Annotated in this window: 21 protein-coding genes; 8 read left to right on the top strand and 13 right to left on the bottom strand. The window is 41.6% G+C overall.

The annotated features are described in order from the left end of the window. Window positions 1–113 precede the first annotated feature (113 nt). The 3 genes from fadD to AOG27_RS05620 all read left to right on the top strand — a co-directional run bounded on the left by fadD (window position 114) and on the right by AOG27_RS05620 (window position 4,529). Window positions 114–1,775 carry a long-chain-fatty-acid--CoA ligase FadD gene (gene fadD, locus AOG27_RS05600; protein WP_054552030.1) on the top strand — a complete coding sequence of 554 codons (1,662 nt, stop codon included), beginning with the start codon at window positions 114–116 and terminating at the stop codon, window positions 1,773–1,775. A 48-nt stretch (window positions 1,776–1,823) separates the two neighbouring features. After that, window positions 1,824–2,954 (top strand): ribonuclease D, encoded by a 1,131-nt coding sequence (gene rnd / locus AOG27_RS05605; protein ID WP_054552031.1) that lies wholly within the window; start codon window positions 1,824–1,826, stop codon window positions 2,952–2,954. A 1,323-nt stretch (window positions 2,955–4,277) separates the two neighbouring features. Continuing rightward, the gene (locus AOG27_RS05620; RefSeq protein ID WP_054552034.1) at window positions 4,278–4,529 is read left to right on the top strand and encodes a hypothetical protein; all 252 of its coding nucleotides are present in this window, start codon (window positions 4,278–4,280) and stop codon (window positions 4,527–4,529) included. 85 nt (window positions 4,530–4,614) lie between these two features. On the opposite strand, the gene AOG27_RS05625 is transcribed toward AOG27_RS05620, so the two are convergent. From AOG27_RS05625 to AOG27_RS05655, 7 genes are all read right to left on the bottom strand, one after another. After that, on the bottom strand, window positions 4,615–5,445 hold the full coding sequence (locus tag AOG27_RS05625; RefSeq protein ID WP_054552035.1) for a sugar phosphate isomerase/epimerase family protein: 831 nt from the start codon (window positions 5,443–5,445) through the stop codon (window positions 4,615–4,617). Window positions 5,446–5,512: 67 nt separating this feature from the next. After that, window positions 5,513–6,268, bottom strand: coding sequence for a gluconate 2-dehydrogenase subunit 3 family protein (locus tag AOG27_RS05630; protein WP_054552036.1), 756 nt, complete (start codon window positions 6,266–6,268; stop codon window positions 5,513–5,515). Between the two features lie 2 nt (window positions 6,269–6,270). Further along, on the bottom strand, window positions 6,271–7,950 hold the full coding sequence (locus AOG27_RS05635; protein ID WP_054552037.1) for a GMC family oxidoreductase: 1,680 nt from the start codon (window positions 7,948–7,950) through the stop codon (window positions 6,271–6,273). A gap of 1 nt (window position 7,951) precedes the next feature. Then, window positions 7,952–8,644 carry a 3-keto-disaccharide hydrolase gene (locus tag AOG27_RS05640; protein ID WP_054552038.1) on the bottom strand — a complete coding sequence of 231 codons (693 nt, stop codon included), beginning with the start codon at window positions 8,642–8,644 and terminating at the stop codon, window positions 7,952–7,954. Between the two features lie 26 nt (window positions 8,645–8,670). After that, window positions 8,671–9,891, bottom strand: coding sequence for an MFS transporter (locus AOG27_RS05645; RefSeq protein ID WP_054552039.1), 1,221 nt, complete (start codon window positions 9,889–9,891; stop codon window positions 8,671–8,673). A gap of 33 nt (window positions 9,892–9,924) precedes the next feature. After that, complete coding sequence (locus AOG27_RS05650; RefSeq protein WP_054552040.1) at window positions 9,925–10,977, bottom strand: sugar phosphate isomerase/epimerase family protein; 1,053 nt, start codon at window positions 10,975–10,977, stop codon at window positions 9,925–9,927. A gap of 6 nt (window positions 10,978–10,983) precedes the next feature. Then, window positions 10,984–12,144, bottom strand: a complete 1,161-nt coding sequence (locus AOG27_RS05655) for a Gfo/Idh/MocA family protein (protein ID WP_054552041.1) — start codon at window positions 12,142–12,144, stop codon at window positions 10,984–10,986. 162 nt (window positions 12,145–12,306) lie between these two features. Between AOG27_RS05655 and AOG27_RS05660 the strand changes: the two genes are divergently transcribed. Further along, complete coding sequence (locus AOG27_RS05660; protein ID WP_054552042.1) at window positions 12,307–13,032, top strand: AraC family transcriptional regulator; 726 nt, start codon at window positions 12,307–12,309, stop codon at window positions 13,030–13,032. Here AOG27_RS05660 and AOG27_RS05665 read toward each other — a convergent pair. Both AOG27_RS05665 and AOG27_RS05670 read right to left on the bottom strand, forming a co-directional pair. Continuing rightward, window positions 13,029–13,889 carry a BadF/BadG/BcrA/BcrD ATPase family protein gene (locus AOG27_RS05665; protein WP_054552043.1) on the bottom strand — a complete coding sequence of 287 codons (861 nt, stop codon included), beginning with the start codon at window positions 13,887–13,889 and terminating at the stop codon, window positions 13,029–13,031. The two genes, AOG27_RS05660 and AOG27_RS05665, sit on opposite strands and share 4 nt — an antisense overlap. Window positions 13,890–13,891: 2 nt before the next feature. Next, complete coding sequence (locus tag AOG27_RS05670; protein WP_054552044.1) at window positions 13,892–14,620, bottom strand: copper homeostasis protein CutC; 729 nt, start codon at window positions 14,618–14,620, stop codon at window positions 13,892–13,894. 553 nt (window positions 14,621–15,173) lie between these two features. Between AOG27_RS05670 and AOG27_RS05675 the strand changes: the two genes are divergently transcribed. Together AOG27_RS05675 and AOG27_RS05680 are read left to right on the top strand one after the other, a co-directional pair. Further along, a complete protein-coding gene (locus AOG27_RS05675) occupies window positions 15,174–17,963 on the top strand; it encodes a TonB-dependent receptor (protein WP_054552045.1) in 2,790 nt (929 codons plus the stop codon). A 73-nt stretch (window positions 17,964–18,036) separates the two neighbouring features. Beyond that, the gene (locus AOG27_RS05680; RefSeq protein WP_054552046.1) at window positions 18,037–18,453 is read left to right on the top strand and encodes a GNAT family N-acetyltransferase; all 417 of its coding nucleotides are present in this window, start codon (window positions 18,037–18,039) and stop codon (window positions 18,451–18,453) included. A 38-nt stretch (window positions 18,454–18,491) separates the two neighbouring features. On the opposite strand, the gene minE is transcribed toward AOG27_RS05680, so the two are convergent. The 3 genes from minE to minC are packed head-to-tail and all read right to left on the bottom strand — an operon-like array spanning window position 18,492 to window position 20,276. Further along, the gene (gene minE / locus AOG27_RS05685; RefSeq protein ID WP_054552047.1) at window positions 18,492–18,755 is read right to left on the bottom strand and encodes a cell division topological specificity factor MinE; all 264 of its coding nucleotides are present in this window, start codon (window positions 18,753–18,755) and stop codon (window positions 18,492–18,494) included. A gap of 1 nt (window position 18,756) precedes the next feature. Next, a complete protein-coding gene (gene minD, locus AOG27_RS05690; protein WP_054552048.1) occupies window positions 18,757–19,566 on the bottom strand; it encodes a septum site-determining protein MinD in 810 nt (269 codons plus the stop codon). A 5-nt stretch (window positions 19,567–19,571) separates the two neighbouring features. Further along, entirely contained in the window at window positions 19,572–20,276 is a 705-nt protein-coding gene (gene minC, locus AOG27_RS05695; RefSeq protein WP_054552049.1) for a septum site-determining protein MinC, read from the bottom strand. Between the two features lie 156 nt (window positions 20,277–20,432). Between minC and AOG27_RS05700 the strand changes: the two genes are divergently transcribed. Next, window positions 20,433–20,714, top strand: a complete 282-nt coding sequence (locus AOG27_RS05700) for a YcgL domain-containing protein (RefSeq protein ID WP_054552050.1) — start codon at window positions 20,433–20,435, stop codon at window positions 20,712–20,714. After that, window positions 20,707–21,732, top strand: a complete 1,026-nt coding sequence (locus AOG27_RS05705; RefSeq protein WP_054552051.1) for a lytic murein transglycosylase — start codon at window positions 20,707–20,709, stop codon at window positions 21,730–21,732. The genes AOG27_RS05700 and AOG27_RS05705 overlap by 8 nt, the downstream gene beginning before the upstream one ends. Window positions 21,733–21,947: 215 nt before the next feature. Here AOG27_RS05705 and AOG27_RS05710 read toward each other — a convergent pair whose 3' ends face one another. Continuing rightward, complete coding sequence (locus AOG27_RS05710; protein ID WP_054552052.1) at window positions 21,948–22,361, bottom strand: hypothetical protein; 414 nt, start codon at window positions 22,359–22,361, stop codon at window positions 21,948–21,950. Window positions 22,362–22,376 lie beyond the last annotated feature (15 nt).

Consider the following 22,376-nt stretch of genomic DNA (forward strand, 5'->3'; position numbering starts at 1 on the left):
ATAATTGCACCAAATGTGGGATTATCTGCACCATTAGAGTATTTACTCCATTGAGAAACGGCCTTAGTTAGCTTAAGGTTATTAAAAAATATAATTATAAACAGGAGCTAAGAGTGGAAAAAATCTGGCTTAAACGCTACCCAGAAGGTATGCCTGAAACAATCGACCCTGAGCATTATCACTCGCTACTCGACTTGTTTGAAAAAAGTTTTGCTGACTTTAGTGACCTTCCAGCTTTTACCAACATGGGTAAAGAGTTGACCTATCGTGAGTTAGACAGTGCTACAAAACGTGTTGCGTCGTACATTCAAAATGATCTTGGTCTTAAAAAAGGCGATAAAGTAGCGGTTATGATGCCGAACTTACTACAAACGCCTGTGACTATCTTAGGTATTCTTCGTGCAGGCTGTGTAGTGGTGAATGTAAACCCACTTTATACCGTGCGTGAATTAGAGCATCAGTTAAATGACTCAGAGTCTTCAGCAATTTTTATTCTTGCAAACTTTGCCGATACTCTAGAGAAAGCATTACCAAAAACTAACGTCAAGCACATCGTGGTTACTCAAGTGGGTGACATGGTCGGCGGCCTTAAAAAGCACATCGTTAATTTTGTGGTGAAGCACGTTAAGAAAATGGTGCCTAGCTACTCATTGCCAAATGTGATCAAATTTGCAGATGCGCTTGCTGGTGATGAAGCGGGTTACAAAAAACCTGAAGTTGATTTAAACGACTTAGCATTTTTGCAATACACAGGCGGTACAACGGGTGTATCTAAAGGTGCAATGCTATCGCATGGCAACATGGTTGGTAACCTTGAGCAAGTATCAGGTTGTCTAGACAAAGTATTAGAGCGCGGAAAAGAAGTGGTTATCACAGCACTGCCGCTTTATCACATCTTTGCACTGACAGCGAACTGCCTAACATTTATGAAATACGGTGGTTTAAACGTACTTATCACAAACCCTCGTGATATGCCGGGCTTTGTTAAAGAGCTAGCACAGCACAAATTTACGGCGGTAACGGGTGTAAATACGCTATTTAACGGTTTATTAAATACCCCAGGTTTTGCTGAACTTGATTTCTCAAGCTTAAAAATGTCACTAGGTGGTGGTATGGCGGTACAGCGTCCAGTTGCTGAAAAATGGCAAGCTGTAACGAAGACCAAATTAATGGAAGGTTATGGCTTAACTGAATGTGCGCCACTTGTAACTGTTAGCCCTTACGACCTTGAAGGTTATAACGGTTCAATCGGTTTACCTGCTCCTAGCACTGATATTAAGCTTATGCTTGAAAATGGTGAAGAAGCAGCGAAAGGTGAGCCGGGCGAGCTTTGGGTTAAAGGCCCACAAGTTATGCAAGGTTATTATAACCGCCCAGATGCAACAGCAGAATGCTTAAAAGATGGCTGGTTTGCAACAGGTGACATTGCTACTTACGATGATGAAGGCTTCTTCTACATTGTTGATCGTAAGAAAGACATGATTATCGTATCTGGCTTCAACGTGTTCCCTAATGAGATCGAAGAAGTCGTCGCTATGCACGATGGCGTGCTTGAAGTAGCAGCTATCGGTATTCCTCACGAGGTCAGTGGCGAACAAGTTAAAGTTTTTGTTGTGAAAAAAGATCAATCTTTAACTGAAAAAGATATAATAAAGCACTGTCGTGATAATTTAACGAACTATAAGGTGCCTAAACTCGTTGAGTTTAGAGATGAACTACCAAAAACAAACGTTGGTAAGATTCTAAGAAGAGCCTTAAAGGACGAAGAAAAATAATTAAAGCCGGCATTAGCCGGCTTTTTTATGGTAAAGAAAGGGGTATAAGTGCAATATCAACTGATCGAAACGCAAAATCAATTAAATGATTTTGTAGAAAAAATTACAGGTAAACCGGTTCTGGCAATTGATACCGAGTTTATGCGTCGTCGTACGCTTTACCCTGAAGTTGCACTTATTCAAGTATACGATGGTGAGCACTTAGCGTTAATCGACCCTCTGGCTGAGCTGTCGCTTTTTGATTTTTGGCAAGTACTTAAAAACCCTGAGGTGTTAAAGGTACTACATTCACCGTCAGAAGATATTGAAGTGTTTCAAAAATACGCTGGCTTTGTACCAACACCGCTGTTTGATACCCAATTTGCACTGCAAATATTAGGTCATGGTAACTGCATGGGCTTTGCCCACATGGTTAAAGAGTTGCTTGATATCGAAATTGATAAAAGTGAATCGCGCACTAACTGGTTACAGCGCCCGCTAACAGAAAAACAACTAGATTATGCCGCTGCTGATACGTATCACTTACTGCCTTGTTTTGAAATTATTAAAAAACAAATTGATGAAGCTGGCTTTTTTGACATCGTGATCAGCGAAAGCGAGTTAGTCGCGCAAAAACGTGCTTACCAACCACCAGCAGATCAGCTTTATAAAGATATTAAAAATGCTTGGCAATTACGACCGCACGACTTAGCAGTATTACGCGAACTTGCCGCATGGCGCCGTGAAAAGGCAGAGCGCAAAAACCTCGCTCTTAATTTTGTGGTAAAAGAGCACAACATGGTTGAAATAGCTAAGCGTAAGCCAGCAAGTTTAAATGCCTTACGCAGAGTGCCAGGTGTTGAGCCAATGGAAGTGAACCGTTCGGGCGTTGAAATTTTAAAATGTATTGAGCGTGGTAAAGCCGTTCCTGTAAGCGAACAACCTGCACAATTAAAACGTTTAATTGATTTTCCGGCTTACAAAAAAGCCGCTAAAGATATTAAACAAAAAATTACTAAAGCTGCAAAAGAGCAGGGCATTCCTGAAGATGTATTGGCCTCTAAAAAACAGATTAACCAGCTGATCAGCTGGAATTGGAAGCTCGATGCCGATGAGCGTAAAGCTGCATCAAAGCCAGATCTGTTTAACTCATGGCGCTATGAGTATGTGAAAGACGTACTTAAAGAGTGGCAAAACTAATAAAAGCCCATTTACTTATCATTATAGGCCCTGAAACTTGCTGCGTTTATGAGTTACCTGTAACCAATGCAGCAAGTTATAATCATACCGTTTTAATCTTTGTAGTTGTCTAGACGTTAAACTATAAAAAGGGGCAAAAATAAAAAACTTTTCACCTATAATAATTACACAATTAAACCCAAACTTAGAATATTGTTTAATCAACTTCGTTTTAGTTGCTTCTATATGCGCGTTGCCAAAAGGCGAGCTATAAAATACTCCGTGGCGACAGATTGTGAGTTCACTTTTACTACTAAGTATTAATAATGTTAGAACTAACGAAATTAACATGAATAGTATAAGAAGCGGCTCATATAAAAAGTGCTTCTGTGAAAGGGTTTTTAAAAGGTATACAAAAACAGCCTCAAGGGTAGCTAACATCAGCCATATGCTTTTTTCAGAAGTCTTTCTTAAATTCAATACTTTCATTCTCAGTCCTTGAGAGGCTTTTTTAATATAATACTTCGCAACTTAGATAAAACAATCTGCCGAAAAAATGAAAGTAAAAGCTGTTTTTAATGTTTTATTATTAATTTTTAATGGTGTGATTTATTTATCTTGTTGAAAATAAATAAGATATTAAACAGTGAAAGGTATAAGGTATATCTAAAAGAGGGTAGTAGAATAAGTCACGTGATATATCTTCATTAAGGATAATGAGTTATTGAAAACGACCAAACTATTCTTTGTAGATATTTTTGTGAAAATGATCGACGAGAGTATATTAATATATTTAACTTCACATAAAAGCTTTAAAAAACTTGTGACAGCAATACTTTTAGTAATTTTTTAAAACTATATCAAAGAGGTAAGCCACATAACAAACCGCTGTAGATCTGGAAGGAACATGCTGGGATTAAAGAATGTGAATCTTTCTCGCTTGTTAATATAGCCATCCTTTTTGTCCCTATGCGAGACGGGTGGTACATTTAAGGATATTCCCGCAATTAATTTTGACGTTGATATTTTTTAAATATAAACAGATGCATTGAACGGAAATTTAGGAGTGCTTTTGTGAAAGGGAGTGCATTCATTCTTCTCATCGTAGCAGTTTTCGGTATTCTAAAACTCATTGCTCCGAAGATTGTGGAGTTTTTGCCTGAGTGGGTAAATGGACTTATTTTTCTCATTGTATTTTTAGTTTTGTGTTTTCAATTTGGGCGATTTATCTTTAAACACCGAAGAAAGGACGATTAGCTGTTTGTTTTAAAGCATATAACAAACAATTTAAGCCGTCGTTCGGTCGTTTCCACAGTGTGATTTTGGCATCAATAGGATTAAGATATGGAAAACTATGCACTAGCTGGCTTGGGGTTGCTAATAGTGTTCAATATATTAATTAGTTTAGTAATTTCTAAAAGAAATGATTTTGAAACTTTTCAAAAATTAGCACAAACAGTGCTGGTTTGGTTACTCCCCGTCATAGGTGGAGCTGGGATCTTGATATTCTATAAAAGTATAGATAAACCAATCAGGAAACCAGAAAGCTTTGCAAAACGTTCTGAAGGCAATAGCTCCTGGCAAGATGAACCCTAATATAGAGCTGTGAGTGAACGACTATTTAAATTAAACCCAAGCCATGAGCTCACGTGTTTAAAGCGAGCTCATTCCTAAAATAACTCTACAAACCAAGTAAAATCTTATCTAAGTTTTGTTTTGATTTAGCAACGCTTTGTAGTGGGGTTAACCCGTTTGGGTATTCTTCTTGCTCAAGCACTAACCACTTGGTGTTGCCGTGCGACTCTAAAGTATCGATGATGGCAGGCCAATCAATGTCGTTTTCGCCGATAATTGGGCTCAAGTTGCTACCCTGAATCGTACGTACTTTAATGTGCGTAGCAAGCGTGCGGTTAGGGTACTTTTTAATAAAGTAAATTGGATCTTTTGCAGCGTAATTGACCCAGCCAATATCTAACTGCAATGGCATGGTCTTGGGGGTATTAGTGGCAATGTAATCCCAAAACGTTGCGTTATTAAATGCATTAAACTCTTTATTATGATTGTGAAAACCGATCTTCATATCAAAGCGGGTCGCATAATCACTGACTTTAGTAAGCTCTTTAACCAGAGATTTAACTCCCTCAGGGTGCCATGCTCTTTCATCCCAAGGTACATAAAGTGTAGTAACGCCAAGGGTCTTGTAAAACAGCAGGGTGCTATCAATTGTGTTTTCACTGAGTGCATCAAAGCCTATATGAGCACTACTGGCAACTAAGCCTAATTCACTGAGCTTTGCTTTTAAGGCTGCTGGGTTATGTGAGTATGGGCCAAAGTCTCCGGCAAACTCAACGCCGTCAAACCCCATTTCGGCAAGAGACTTAAGCGTACCATGAAAGTCATTTTTTAAGGTGTCTTTGACTGACCATAGCTGCACACTCACGGGCAGTTTTGCGAATAATTGACCACTAAATACAAGGCTAATAATGAGCAATAAAATGCGGGTTTTAAACATACTTCAATCCTAAAAAAGCAGGGGGCTGCCCCCCTGCACAGTGTTACAAATAACACAAGGGGGAAAGTTAATCGATATAGGCGTACTCGCTTAAACCAAGCTCAGCTAAAACCTGATCTAAATGGGCTTTTGCTTCATCAGAAGGGCCAGGGTAATCGCCTGCAATAGGCACATTACCAAGGTAACCTATGTCTTTACAGCCTTCAGGTGTACAGAAAAAGGCAGCAAGCACTAACTCTTTAAAGCGTAAAAAAACTTTACCAATACGCTGAAATTGTAGAGGTGTTTGCTCGTTTAAAAACGCAATATCATCTAAAATCTCGCGATGTTGCTTTTCGTTAAGTGCAACAAATTGCTTTTTAAAACGAAGCTGTGCTTCATCGTTAAGCCACGCTAATGAATTTAAAATTTTAATTCTATCGCGTTGTTGACCTTCATAAGGCGCGCTCACCCACTCATTAATAACAGCTGGTACTTGTAGCTCACTGGCTGAAGGAATAGCACCTTCGCGCGGCACAATGTAATCAGCTAAAACCGCTACTAACGTGAGTTCGTCTGCTGTTAAGGTCAGTGGCCAAGGTGATTCTGGTGGCATAACCAAATTAGGATCTTGACCATAGCCTTTAGCGGTTACAGGCTTGATATCTAAATCAGGCCAATGCTCTTTTGCAGAGACAGCAACGTCATCTTCAAGTGCTTTTGTGCAACCTGCAGTTAAACTAACCGCCGAGCCCGCAGCTAATAGACCAAGCCATTTTAAAGACTCACGGCGGCTCATGTTAGAAACATAGTTATATGAGTCGTGTTCGTTACGATGATGCATAATTAAAGTACCCCGTTATCAATTTGTTGAGCAAGCCAAGTTGAATTACGCATTGCCAGTGTCATGATGGTGAGCGTACAGTTTTTATGAGGGTTTGAAGCAAATACCCCCGCATCCATTACAAATAGGTTATTACAATCCCATGTTTGGCCCCATTGATTGGTGACTGAGTCTTTCTTTGAGCTGCCCATTCGTGTGGTGCCCACTTCGTGAATGATTTCGCCACCTTTTGAAATTGCTTTTTCAGCAGGCGGGAGTTCGCCAACAGTCGCACCCATGTTTTCGAGGATTTGCTTCGCGGTTTTTAAACCATGCTCGATTTGCTTTAATTCTCTGTCAGACCACTTAAAGTGGAACTTTGATACCGGAATACCCCATTTGTCTTTAACGTTTTCGTCAATTTCCATGTAGGTATCTTTGTTCGGTAACATCTCGCCACGCAGAGCAAAACCAACGTAAGAGCCATATGCATCACGAATTTGCTGTTTAAGAGCTGGGCCATAGCCTTGTTTATCACCTGACACACCCGAACCCGGCTGGCCAAAGCCACTGCCAATTTCAAAGTGATAACCACGTGGGAAATCTAATTCATTGTTAGCTTGTGCTTGATGACCCCACCAAGGAATAAATAAGTGATTAGCGGTATGTCCATCTTCGTTATAACGTGGGCGACCTTTAAGTGCCGGAATTTGCGCACCTAACCATGCACCCGTCGAATCCATTAAGTTTCGACCTACTTGGCCACTTGAGTTAGCAAGGCCTTTAGGGTGCTTTTTATTCTTTGAATTTAATAAAATACGCGCTGATTCACAGGCGCTGGCGGCTAAGATAACCACATCGGCATCAATAGCATGTTCGGTTACAGTGTGTTTATCAACATAGGTGACGCCAGTGACTTTACCTTGCTCATCAACTTTGACTGATTTAACCATGGCATCGGTAATGACTTTTAAGTTACCAGTGGCTTTTGCCATAGGTAATAGCGATGTCGTAGTTTGAAAAGCAGCACCAATTGAACAACCAGAGCCACAAGGTGTTGCATAAAAACACGCCATGCGATCATCTTTAGGGCGAGTTAATACCGCGCGATGCATAGGCACTGCTTGAATGCCCATTTTCTTTGCCGAAGCGGCAATTAAAAGCTCAGGAACACGCGGCTTTGGTGGCGGCTGTAAAATACCCGGTGACGAATCTGGCATATCTTCATGGCCTGTATTGGTGCCACATACACCCACAAGTTCTTCAGTTTTATCGTACCAAGGTGCTAAATCAGCGTACTCAAATGGCCAGTCGGCACCGTGACCATCTCGGCTTTTGCCTTTAAAATCGTGCTCACTAAAGCGTAATGAATAGCGGCCCCAGTGATTTGTTCGACCACCTAACATACGTGCGCGCCACCAATAAAAGTCGCTTCCTTTGGCGCTGGTGTATGGCTCATCAGGCACTTGCCAGCCGCCATCAACGGTTGCATCGTAAAAGCCAAAGTTTTTGTCTTTGTTACCAGCCCCCATAAGTGGAGCCTCACTGTTACGACGAAACATCGGGCTTTCTGTTTTCGGGTCATAATTACGGCCCGCTTCAAGTAATAATACTTTGTGGCCAAGTTTGGTTAGCGTATATGCGGCCATTGCACCGCCAGCACCCGAGCCAACAACTAATACCTTATGTTTAAAATCAGACATCTTATAGCTCCTTGATTTTTATATTTTTAAACCACACTTTGTCACCATGGTCTTGAAGCCCGATATGACCTTGTTCAGCCGTTGCAAAGTTTTTCCAAGTTGCAAACTTACTGCCTTTAACAAGGGTGTTCCATGTTGTGCTACCAATTACAATGCTGGTGGTGCTAATACCGTTTTGCCAAACTTGTAAGTGGTTGTCTTGCATTTTAATGCGTACATGGTTCCAGCTATTTGCTGGTTTGTGAGCCGCAACTGGGGCTGCAAATAAATCGTAAATTGACCCCGCTAAGTGCGAGTCAATTTCGGTATCTGGGTGTTCTTCGTTATCGATAATTTGAATTTCAGGCGCATGAGAGTAAATCATCTGTCCGGTTTCATCTGCTAATACAAAAATACCGCTATTGCCTTTGGTAGAGATTTTCCAATCGATCTGTAATTCAAAGTTTTGGTACTGCTTTTTAGTAAGCAGGTCGCCACCACCTTTGGTTAATGTCATAGCGCCATCTTCAACGACCCATGCAGGATTTAAAGATTCGCTTTTAAAATTACGCCATTGCGACATATCTTTGCCGTCAAACAACAACTGCCAGCCAGCTTGCTTTTCTTGTTGTGTTAGCTGATTGTCAGCCGCATTAGCGAGTGCACAGCTACTAACGGTGAGCATTAAAGTCAGTGCTTTAAGAGATTTAAACATTGTGTGTTCCTCGACGATTTACTTGCTTAAGACGCACATTTTTCGGTGCGTTTGTTGTTATTAATTACCAAATGCAACCCAATGAATGCGACGATTAAAATAATTGGGAAGATCAGTAGGTTTTGTAATACAGCCTGTCCGGCTAAAATTTCAATTTGTTCAGCGCTTGCGCCACTTGCTTCTGCCGATGAGCGTGCCGTATCTATCCAGCTACCAATTACAGGGTTCCAGATGCTCATAGCAAACATGCCTGCACCGCCCATTAACGACATACCCAGCGCCCCTGACTTTGGAATGTATTCAGCAACACAGCCAAGCATGGTCGGCCAAAAGTAGGTAACCCCAAGAGCAAATAATATCGCTGCTAAATAAATCATGCTGCCCTCGGCTTGGCTCATCATAAAGATACCTAAGCTTGCACAAATGGCAGAGCCAAGTAATACACCGGTAGGGTTGAGCTTATGCACAATAGGGCCTGCAAAGAAGCGACCAACCGCCATTAGGCCAGTGATCAAGGCTAATACCACCATAGGAGAGGCACCCGATGAACCTAAAATACGCTCAATCCATTGTTGTGTGCCAAATTCAGTAGTTGCGGTAAACGTCATACAAGCAATTAAAAAGATGTATAACGGCGTAAATAAGTGGCGAATATTGCTGCTGGTAGAGTGAGTACGCGTATCAAAGCGTGGAAATTGTGCTTTGATCAGCATAGCGCCATAGATAACAGTAGGAATTAAAATTAACGCTACTTGCCATTGCCAGTTTAAACCTGCTCCCGACATAAAGTTCGACGCAAGTGCGCCAATCACAATGCCACCTGGGAACCAAACATGAAAACGGTTTAGCATAGTGGTGGTGTTTTTAGGGTACATTTCTGCAATTAGTGGGTTACAGCCAGCTTCAACAGCGCCGTTGGCAAAACCAATTAAAAAGGTAGAAACCAGTAAGCCCCAAAAACCATCAGCAGTGATGGTTAAAACAAGGCCAAGAAAATGACAGATAAACGCTAACGCCACTAATTTCTTCGCGCCAATGGCATTATAAATAATACCGCCGACCATAGTCGCAACCGGAAAGCCTAAAAATGCCATGGCATTAACCCAACCTAATTCGGTGTCGGTTAAGCCAAACTCACTGCCAAGTTGACCCAAAATACCAGCACGAATGGCAAAGGTCATAGAGGTCACAATCAGTGCTATACAGCAAAGCCGAAAGACAATGCGGTTATAATTATTGTTGTCCATATTGTGTGTCCTGTGTGTTCTATTGTTGTCGGTTTATAAACCTAAAATTCGATTATTCCGCTCAGTGTTTGTTGCGCCACTGGCAAAATCGTCAAAGGCTTTGTCTGTTGGGTTTATTAAGTGTGCTTTAATAAACTCAGCGCCTTCTCTTGCCCCATCTTCTGGGTGCTTTAAGCAGCATTCCCATTCAAGTACAGCCCAACCATGAAAACCATATTGAGTTAACTTGCTGAAGATTTGCTTAAAATCTACTTGGCCATCACCTAAAGAACGAAAACGCCCCGGGCGGTCTTGCCAGTTTTGAAATCCGCCATAAACACCTGAACGGCCATTTGCGATAAATTCGGCATCTTTGACATGAAACGCCTTAATGCGCGAATGATAAATATCGATAAACGCTAAATAGTCGAGCTGTTGCAATACAAAATGGCTAGGATCATATAGAATATTAACGCGTGGGTGATTATTGGTTGCTGCTAAAAAGCGCTCAAATGTCACACCATCATGCAGGTCTTCACCCGGATGTAATTCATAACACACGTCCACGCCATGCTCGTCAAAGCAATCTAAAATAGGTAACCAACGCTTAGCAAGTTCACTAAAGCCTTGTTCGACAAGTCCTTGTGGACGCTGTGGCCACGGGTAAAAGGTATGCCATAAAAAAGACCCCGAGAATGTCGCATGGGTTGTTAAGCCAAGCTTGTTACTCGCTTTCGCTGCTAGCATCAGTTGCTCTGTTGCCCACTTTGTTCGCGCTGCAGGGTTACCTTTTACATGCTCTGCTGCAAAGTTATCGAACATTTCATCGTAGGCAGGGTGAACAGCAATTAACTGGCCTTGCAAATGTGTTGATAACTCTGAAATTGTAAGTCCATACTCTGTGGCAATACCAGTGACTTCATCGCAGTAATGCTGGCTTTGAGCTGCTTTTTCTAAATCAAAAATAGTCGGGTTTGAGGTTGGCACTTGAATCGCTTTGTAACCTAAACCGCTTGCCCACTCACATAAACCACGAAAACTATTGAAGGGGGCTTGATCTGAAATAAACTGCGCCAAAAATATTGCTGGCCCTTTGATTCTATTCATTCTTTTTTATCCAATCTGTAATTTGTGCCATTTAGTATCTTGCTTCGATGAAGCAACAACATGCTCAATAAACGCCATACCACGCACAGCCTCATTGATGCCTGGTACATCAAATGCTGAATTTGTTGCGTTATCGCCTTGCTTAAATGCGTGGATCTGCGCTGCAAAATTGCGGTAAATATTGGCAAATGCTTCAAGGTAGCCTTCTGGATGACCGGCAGGGGCGCGCAGGGCATTTTGCGTGTCAGGGTGTAATTCACCTACGCCCGCTCTAAGTAATGTTGCGGCTTGATTGTGGCCTCGTAGCCATAAGCTATTTGGCTCAAGTTGCGACCATTCAAGACTGGCTTTATCGCCATAAACACGCAGGTGTAAGTTGTTCTCATCGCCAATAGCAATTTGGCTTGCCAGTAAAACGCCTTTACAACCATTATTGAATCTAAGAAGCACAGTGCCATCATCATCAAGGGCTCGGCCTTCAACCACATGATTTAAATCGGCGCAAAGCTCGGTGATTTCGAGATCAGAAACATACTCGGCTAAGTTAGCTGCATGCACGCCAATGTCGCCCATACAACAACTAATGCCAGACTTACTGGTGTCTAAACGCCAGCTTGCTTGCTTTGAACCTTCGTCTTCGCTGTGCGCTAACCAGCCTTGAGTGTACTCAACAATGACTTTACGTATGCTGCCGAGCTCGCCTGCTTTTACGCGATGCTTGGCTTCTTTGACCATAGGGTAACCGGTGTAAGTGTGGGTTAAGCCATATAAAACCTGCTGTTTTGCAATAATGCTTTGTAATTGCTCTGCTTCTGCGAGAGTAAGCGTTGCAGGTTTATCTGAGAGCACATGAAAACCATGTTCAAGCGCCATTTTCGCGACCGGAAAATGTAAGTGGTTTGGCGTAACAATAGCCACAAAATCAATACGCTCATCAGCAGGTAATTTTGCTTCTTCGGTAAATAGCGTTTGGTAACTGTCGTAGCAGCGGCTGCTATCAAGCCCAAGTAATTCGCCAGTTGTTTTACATTTGTTTGCGTCTGAACTGAATGCGCCTGCAACAAGCTCAATCATTCCGTCTAATCGCGCTGCAATTCGATGAATAGCGCCAATGAAGGCACCATCGCCACCGCCTACCATTGCCATGCGGATCTTAGCTTTGCTCATCTTAAGCGCTCCTAATTTAAATAGCGTTTGCTACTGTTAATATCATGTTATTGATAATAGGAAAGCTTAACCAATAAGCGTTAATAAAAATTCGGTTGACAATGCAACAAAATCGGCGTTTAAAATATATAGGGCTGTTCTTTATTGAGACAAAATTAAGCGATGGATATTCAAGAAATAATAAAAAAAGCTGGCGTAAATCAGCTAATTGCTGCATTTGATTTACTGCCAGACATCCTCTTTTGGGTAAAAGACACAGATAGTAGAATCTTGCATTGTAATCAGCATTTTATTGAGCATCAGGGTTATAAAACACTGGAGCAAATATTGCTAAAAACAGACTTCGATTTTTCGCCAAAGCACCTCGCGTTTCAATACGTCAATGACGATAAACGAGTGATGGAAGGCTATATAGTGACTGACCGTTTAGAGCTTAACCAAACCCAACAAGGTGAGCTTGGTTGGTTTTCTACATCAAAGCATGCTTTAAAAGATCACGATGGCAATGTGATAGGCACTTATGGAGTGACCCGACATCTACAAAAAACCTCAAAAGCGCTTTCTCATGTAAGGGCAATTGAAGAGCCGGTAAAATTTATTCGCGAGCATTATCATCGTCAGATCAGCATTGATGAATTAGCAGAGCTTGCACACTTGTCGGTAAGTGCTTTAGAGCGCCGCTTTAAAAAGCACTTAGCGAAAACACCTAATCAATTTATTAACGAAGTGCGTCTTGAAAATGCCCGTAAGCTGCTAATTGAAACGCAACTGCCCATTTCACAAGTGGCCTACCAGTGCGGGTTTTCTGAGCCAAGTTACTTCAGCAAACAATTTCGGCGTTTGTTTGGTGAAATTCCCTCACAAATGCGCTCGCAATTAGGTGATTAAATTGCCTCTCTCGCCATTAAAATAGCCCCTTGCTCTGCACTGGCAAGGGCGGGGGTTAAATGCGCTTTACTGGCATCAGGTAAGTAAGGCGTGATGGCACTGGCAATGCCGCCCATCAAGCTGACTTTTTTAATACCTTGTTTTTCAAAGTAAGTGATATAGCGGGTAATGTATGCGCACGCTTCATTGATTAATTGCTGACAAAAAGCATCGTCAGAATGGCTAAAAACGAGTGGCGCAAATTTGGCAAGCTCTGCAGGGCGCGCTGATATTAAACGCTGACTTAACGCTTGGCTTGAGTCGCAGTTAAGCTGGGTGAGTAGGGTATTTATTGCTGCAGAACTTTGAGCAACACCATCAAGTACTGCAAATGCCTTACGGCAAAGTTGTAAACCTAACCAACCCCCACTGGCACCATCGCTCAGTAATAACCCGTAACCACCTAATTCGCTAAATTGGTTTTGCTGCTGGTAACCCGCACAAAAGCCCGTGCCCAGAATAATCACTGCGCCATCATGGTGTTGATGCGCGCCTTTACAGGCAATCAGCATATCTGTTGACAGGGTAAACTTGGCAAAAGGGTGCTGCCACTTGGTCATAGCTTGATAGGCAGAGTCGATATTAGCTCCGGCAAGCCCTGCATGCACATAGGTGTTTTTCAGCTCGCTTAAGGCAAGCCCAGCTTCATGAAATGCATGTTCAGTGGCGTGCAGTATTGACTCTTGGCTTTGTTGGCAGCTGGTGGCCACGTTTGCAGAGCCACTTATGGCTTCACTCAGCAATGAGCCGTTTTCGTTTTCTAAACGAACTTTACACTTACTGCCACCGCCATCAATACCTAAAAAATACGTTGCCATGCTTAATCCTTTGAAAGTAGCTTATTGATAGCCTCAGCATTAATTGCACCATTTTCGTTGTGAACGCATGAGTGTACATGCACAGCCGCTTTTGCTGAATGGTTTTTTATTAATTGCCAAAGTGTTGCCGCGTTTTCTAAAGTAACGCCACCACCCATAACAATTTCTATCTGATTAGCGCTGTGCGCTAAGTATGTGTTGAGCTGATTTAGACCATCTACAGCACTTTGACCCCTTTGCCATGGCGTGCCTGCTGTTAAGATGCGGTCAACCTTTAAGCTAATCAGTTTCTCAAGTGCGCTTAACGGGTTTGTAAGGGTATCGAATGCACGGTGAAAGGTCACCATTAGGCCATGCTGTTTGGCTGTGGCAACTAAAGAGCGGGTCACTTTTAAATCAAGTTCGCCGTTTTTAACTGCACCAAATACCACGCCATGCGCCCCCGCGTTCGCTACCATTGTTATTTGTTTTTGCATAACTTGGTGACACTCAGCACTAACGAAAAAGTTGTTTGCTTCGGGGCGTATCATCACCACTAAATCTGCGCTATTGGTTAGGCTTTTTACAGCACAATCAATCGCATTAACACTTGGTGTTAAGCCACCTAGGTGTAAATTACTGCATAGCTCAAAGCGTTTTGCGCCTAAGTTACTAGCCAGCGAAATGTTGTTAGCAAGCAGCTTTAAGCACCCTTCGTTTAGGCATACTTCAAGAAATTTACCATTGTTCATGGACGTGTTTTTACCATATCTATTACACCTACTCATTAGTTAATTAATTTAACGTAAACTTAAAATTGTAATGAAATATAATTTAGTGTTAAATATCAATTAGTTACTATTTTAACTAAGTCTGTGTTGATGAGTGAACTAGCTCTGCAACTACAGGCCTAACTATAAAGCAGAAATTATAAAAATGAATATAAAATATTCCAAACGCCGATTTTGTCATATCTCTCACCGAATTTTTATTATCACTTTTTGACCGCTCACCCTATTCTGAGTTTGAGTTTAACAAGCTGTTAACTACCGATAATCAGTTTAAAAACCGACAACAATAAATCGTTTTTTGAGAGGTTATACCAATTCGCTTAATTAAATGGTCTATTTTGAGGCAAGAAAACCTTGTTGATAACAAGGCAAAAGTTTCGTTATTTAGTTGTTCTAAATCAGAAATTTTTAACGCAGTTAGCGACAGGTTTAATCCCTCAAAATGACTAAGTATTATTGCGGGTTGGTATTAAAGCCTCTTAAACAAAAACAGAACACACAACTGGAGATAGGCATGGGCAAGCAAACTGTAATAAAAACAAAAGGGCAAGGAAGGCATTTTAAGCGAAATGCAATTTTGATTTCGCTACTGGCGGCAATCAATACAAGTTACGCAGCAGAGCAAGTAAATGAAGATGTAGAAGTGATTGAAGTACGAGGTATTCGTTCTTCAACTGCAGAAAACTTAGCAATAAAACGACTTTCAACGGCTACCGTTGATGCAATCACCGCAGAGGATATTGGTAAGTTTCCTGATAAAAATGTCGCTGATTCTTTGCAACGTGTATCGGGCGTTTTGATTGACCGCGACGGTGGCGAAGGTAGCCGCGTGAGTATTCGTGGTACGTCACCAGATTGGACACTTACCCAATTAAACGGTAACTATATTGCTTCATCAGGTTCTGGTACTCCTACCCGTAGTTTTAATTACACGTTATTGCCTTCAAGCATGATCAAAAGTGTAGAAGTGTACAAAAGTGCAGAAGCACGCATCGATGAAGGCGGTATTGGTGGTACGGTTATTTTACACACCCGTAAACCGCTTGAGATGGAAGCAAATTCAGGGGCGTTAAGTGCCGAGGTGACTTACGATGATGTGTCTGAAGACACTAAGCCGCAAGTTAATGTGCTGTATTCATGGAAAAATGACGACGAAAACTTTGGTGTATTGGCCGGTTTTACTCGTCAAGATCGCACTGTAACAACCATCACTAACAACGCATCACACTGGCGTTTTCACTCAGATACCGTTGAAGGTGCAGAGCGTCCTGCGCTGGTAGACCAAGCCACTGGCGAAGTGTACAACAATGTATGGGCGCCTCGTGCGATGAGTGTTAATAACTCAAACCAAGACCGTACACGCGATGGGTATCAAGTCGCTGTGCAGTGGGCACCGAGTGACAGACTTGATTTAAACTTTAACTATTTTGGTGCCAAGTTAGGCTACGACCAAACAGGGCAAAGCATTACTTTTGCAGAATGGAATGATAACCACAACCCGTATTACGGCATTGTGCTTGATGGCGATACCGTGGTTGCCTACGGTAATGGCGATAATGGGTTACTTAATGATAATAACTGGGGTGATGCCGATGTAAATGGTGGTGTGGCTGTTCGCCGTGGCTTGTTATCACCGCAGTTAACAGGGCGTGAGCGTTTTGGCGAGTCAAAATCAAACACCTATGATTTTGAAGGTACTTATTTTGGCGATACGTACAGCATTACAGTAAAGCTGGGTCATACTGAAGCTGAAGGCGGCACCTCAAAAGAAACCTACGCCAATATTGATGCGCGTTTAGGCTCAGTAAACAGCTGGTTATGGTCAATTGAAAACGGTAAACCAAGCTACGAAGTGTCGACTGATTTAGCCACCGATAAAGAAGCATACCAGTATTATGATTGGTTTGACTCTTACTCATCTGAAAATGAAGACTCAGAAGATTACATTCAAACAGATGTAAAATTTGACCTCGATGGCAACTTTTTTACCCGTGTCTATGTAGGTGCTAAATACCGCGACCACGAAATTAAAGGTATTCGTAACGACTTTCGTTGGGATGACGGCATCTCTGATAACGGCGGTTACCGCGGTTACTTGCCAGGCACTGAGTGGTTCCATAATCCAGATTTTCACCCAGATGCGCCAACATTGGTAAGCGACCATGTGGTTGATAACAGTGCAGGTGATACTGGCGCATTTAACTTTTTAGCGTTTGATTTTAGAGCGCTGGATGATTACTTAAAAGAAAACTTTAGCCAGACAGTGGTGCCAACGCTTTCGGGTACTTATGCTTTAGAAGAAAAAATTTGGTCTGTTTATACACAAGCTGATTTTGAGTGGCAAGATTTCCGCGGTAATGTTGGTGTGCGCTATGTTAATACTGAACTAAGCACCTTGACCTACGATGATGTTATAGGTCAAGACGATGACGACACGGATCCAAACGAGCGTAGTAGCGATGGCAGTGAAGTACTACCAAGCTTTAACCTTGCATGGGATGCAACCGAAGATCTTGTGGTGCGCTTTGCCGCAGCACGCACTATGGCCAGAGTGAGCTATTCAGACTTAAGCCAAGCAGAGTCTTACGGTCCTCCAGTTAATATTAACTCGCCAGATTCATGGACAGGCCGCGGTAATGGTACCTCGGTAAACACAGGCCTTGAACCTATGTTATCTGACCAATTTGATTTAGGTATTGAATGGTATTACGGCGATGGTTCTGCATTGGGTGCTACGTTATTCTCTAAAGATATTTCTAACCTACCAATCTCGACGGTAGAAATTGTAGAGCGTGAACACGATTGTTGTAACGGCCCAATTGAGGTCGAAATGAACACCAAAGTGGGTGGGGGTGATGCAAAATCAGAAGGCTTAGAGCTGTTCTTCCAGCATTCGTTTGATAATGGTTTTGGTATTTTAACTAACTATACCTACACAGATACCAGCACTAGCGAAGTCTCGACAGACGGACAAAAAACAGAGGCCGAAATACCGGGCACCGCTAAGCACCAATATAATGTGTCGGTGTACTTTGAGAATGACGACTTTAGTGTTCGAGCGTCATATAACTGGAAAGATGACCGTGCTAACGGTATTCACCAAGGCTACAACTTGTATACCAAAGACTATGGTCAGCTAGATGTGAATGCCTCGTATAACCTAACAGAGGATCTTTCGTTTACCGCGTCAGTGGTGAACCTAACTGAAGAAATAGAAGAAGGATATTGGAAACAAAGCAATCGCTTTACCTATAACCAATATTCAGGCCGCCGTTTTTACTTAGGCGCAAATTATAATTTCTAACCCAAGACATGTTGTTTGTTGCAACCTAAAAAGGTACTTTTATTAAAGTACCTTTTTCTTTTTTAAGACAATAATGATTGAATTTGTAGCGGTTACAGAGCAAGACAAAGCCTATTTACTCGACTTAAGATTAAATACCATGGTTGAGCACTTAGAGAATCAAGGGTTATTTTTATCACTTGAGCAACATCAAGCAAGAGTGGCAGAACACTTTGAGCACAGTCATTTAGTGTTAAATGATGGGCAATGTGTAGGCGCTGCCAAATTCATTGTGAGTGACCAAGCAATCAGTTTATTACAGCTACAAATTGCACCTAAAGAGCAGGGCAAAGGATTAGGCACTAAGGTGTTAGGTGCACTTAAAGCGCAAACAGCAGAGATTAATTTAACGGTGCTAAAAGCGAATCCAGCGTATGGATTATATCAACGGGCAGGGTTTAAAACTCTAGGCGAAGACGACTATGAGTTTCATATGCAGTGGCAGAAATAAAAAAGGGCGCTGTTAAAAAACTAAGCGCCCAATTTTGACTATTTCTTTTCTTCGTCAGGTAAGGTGACGTTTAGCTCAAGTACTGCTAAGTCATCTTCGTTTTGGTCAAACTGCACCTGAACTGCATCAGTGTTTACATTCACGTATTTACGAATAACATCAAGGATGTCTTGTTTTAGCTGTGGTAGGTAATCTGGTGTACCACGCTGTGAACGTTCGTGCGCGACAATGATCTGCAATCGCTCTTTTGCTAATGACGCACTGCTTTTCTTTTCTGAGCGGAAGTAGTCAAGTAAAGACACATTAACCTCCAAAAATCCGTTTAAATAAGCCTTTTTTCTCTACGTCTAAGAAACGAAAATCAACAGTTTCGCCTAATAAACGATTGATTGCATCTGTGTACGCTTGGCCTGCATCCGATTCACCATCAAGGATAACCGGTTGACCAGAGTTTGATGCACTAAGTACAGCTTGTGATTCAGGAATAACGCCCAGTAGTTTAATCGCTAAGATTTCTTGTACGTCTTCTACTGAAAGCATTTCGCCTTTTTCAACACGCTCAGGATTATAGCGAGTTAATAGTAGATGTTCTTTTACGCTTTCAAGGCCTTCTTCAGCACGTTTTGATTTGCTGTGTAAAATGCCAAGAATACGGTCAGAGTCACGTACTGATGATACTTCTGGGTTCGTTGTTACAATCGCTTCATCAGCGAAGTACATTGCCATCATTGCACCAGCTTCGATACCCGCTGGAGAATCACACACAATGTAATCAAAATCTTTTTTCAGCTCGTTTAGTACGCGCTCAACACCGTCACGGGTTAGGGCGTCTTTATCACGGGTTTGTGAGGCAGGTAAAATATGTAGCTTATCTACGCGCTTATCTTTAATAAGTGCTTGATTTAGGTTAGCTTCGCCATTGATTACGTTTACGAAATCATAAACAACACGGCGTTCACAACCCATGATAAGGTCAAGATTACGTAGACCAATATCAAAGTCGATAATAACGGTTTTAAAGCCTTTAAGCGCTAAACCTGTGCCAATCGCAGCACTCGATGTGGTTTTACCAACACCACCTTTACCAGAAGTAACGACAATCACTTTTGCCATGAGATTTATCCTTTAACCAAAGCTGAAATTTCTAATGAATCATTTTTTTGTTGGATTTGTACTGCGCTGCCCCAGTGTTCACCTTGTAGAGAGTCGCTGATCCAATAACTACCATTAATCGAAACAAGTTCTGCTTCTAATTTTTGGCAAAATATATTTGCTTCGTTGTAACCTTTAGCCCCTGCAATTGCACGGCCGCGAAGGGTGCCATAAATGTGCACGTTGCCATCGCTAATCACTTCGGCGCCATGACTTACAGCACCAATTACGATTAGGTCGCGGTCTTTTGCATACACTTGCTGGCCCGAACGTACAGTGCCATGAATAACTTGCGCAGGCAGGTGAACGGTTTTTTCAACGATAGATGTATTTGTTTGTTGTTTAGCGGTTGCACCCTTAACGTCTTGTGAATAATTTAACACCGACAGGCCCGCAGCTTTTGCGCTTTCGTTTTGCTCTTGAGAGCCATTACAAACCCCAACAGGGTTTAACGAAAGGCCGCTTAACATTGATTTTAAGAAAGAGAAATCAAGCGCTTCATCTTGTACGTCGCTTAAGTTGATTACGATAGGCGCACCGGCAAAGAACTTAGGTGCTTGGGCGATTTTCTCATCTAACTGCTTACTTAAAAGGGCTGTATCTGCTGAAAATAAATGTAAAACAGATAACGTAAAAAGGTTCCCTTTTAATTCAAAAATTTGTTCCGACATACACGCTCAATTGAATTGTCTGGATTAGCATTATTTAAGTATAAACACAGGCTGAACAAGGCATATACATTAAAAATCTAATCTATTTTTTCTAACTTATTATATCACTCATGTTATAGTGTGCGCCTTCGTTAAGCAAGATATTATAGGGCCATAATGCTAACTGCGGTGTATAAAAGTATTAAAAAAGCGGATACATACCTTTTTGTAGAAAAAAGAGATGATTTCTCACGCGTACCTGAACCATTACTAGAAACGTTTGGTCAACCTAAGTACGTGATGATGATTAATCTAGCAAGCCGTGAAAAGTTAGGTGTGGCAGACTTAGACGCGGTTAAGCAAGCGTTAATTGACCAAGGGTTCTACTTGCAATTACCTCCGCCGGAAGAAAATCTGTTAACCCAATTTAAAAAAGACAAGGGAGTTGAGAGTGATTAAAAAACTTGCCGTCATTTTACTCAGTGCTTCACTAAGTACTTCAGTATTGGCAGAACAAAAGACACAAGCTGATTTTGACGTTTACGTTGCAGCATTAAAAAAAGAAGCACTTGAAAAAGGCTATGATGAAGCCTTAGTTGATCAAGCACTTGCAACAGCTAAATTCAAAAAGAAAGTGATCTCAGCTGATAAAAACCAGCCAGAAGTAAAAGAAACCCTCGAAACTTATTTACCAAAACGTGTGCCGCAATGGAAAATTGACCGCGCGCGTAAGCTATACAAAGAAAATCAAGAGGTTCTTGAAAAAGTAGCCAAAGAATACGGCGTACAAGCACGTTTTATTGTGGCACTCTGGGGCCTTGAAAGTAACTTTGGTAAAATCCAAGGTGGTCACAGTGTCATTGCATCATTAGTTACACTTGCTTTTGATGGTCGCCGCGAAACCATGTACAAAAACCAACTTTGGGCAGCACTTGATATCTTAAAAGAGGGTCACATTACCCTAGATAAGTTCAAAGGCTCTTGGGCTGGTGCAATGGGGCAAACGCAGTTTATGCCAACTTCATTTAACGCTTACGCTGTTGATTACAACGGTGATGGCCGCAAAGACATTTGGACCACAGAAGAAGACGCCTTTGCTTCAATTGCTAACTACCTTAAGCAAGCAGGTTGGAACGATGATTTAACCTGGGGCCGCCAAGTTAAACTACCTGAAGGCTTTGATAACGCAAATATTCTTAAGCGTGGCACTAAAACGCGCAGCCAATGGTTAGAGTATTGGAAAGAGTCAGAGCGCAGCCTTGCTGATTGGCAAGCAATCGGTGTACGTAAAATGGATGGTAGTGACCTACCAAACGTTGATGTTACCGCCGCAATGGTTATGCCAGATGACGTAAACGGCCGTATGTATCTAGCCTACGATAACTACAAAGCACTTATGCACTGGAATCGCTCGTATTACTTTGCAACCAGTGTTGGTTACTTATCAGATCGCATCGGTTACCCAGCGATTAAGTAATTAGATACTAGAGCCTAGGTAACTAGGTACTAGGGGATTTGCATAAAGCGCGAGTTTATCTCGCGCTTTTTATGTTAAATATTACTACTGCAAAAGATCTCTAAGTGAATTACTCACAAAGAGGCCAAGAGACGCTGCGCTTAAGAGGAAAAATACAAAATTATTAATCTATACTTGCTAACTTTACTCCTGTAACTTTCCCTTCGATACAATTTTTAAACCTTTACCTTGAGTGCTTGTTGCAGTGCATCAACGTTTTTACAGCCAAGGTATATGTTTTTTCTGTTAGCTAAAGTTATTTTAATAGCTTGACCAACTGACGCATTGTATAACCAGCCATCACTTAGCATACGAATGCCAATTCCTTGATACCACTTTGTTTTGTAAGCTGAGGTTTCTACAATCTGAGATAATTCAACATCTTTGCTAATAATCTCAAACCCAAAATACCAACGTAGCTTTTGCTCATCTATTACGATTGTGAGCGAAAAGAACAGCAAAGTAACAAGCAGGTTTATCGATAATATAATTATTTTGAGGTCAGCCAGTTCAGGCGAGAAAATTATAAAGGCACTAATTACTAATAAAATAATAATTAACGAGTAATTTATTTCTGTCTCTTTATACATAGCTTAATATCCATT

The organism is Pseudoalteromonas lipolytica, assembly GCF_001306915.1.
GTDB lineage: Bacteria > Pseudomonadota > Gammaproteobacteria > Enterobacterales > Alteromonadaceae > Pseudoalteromonas > Pseudoalteromonas simplex.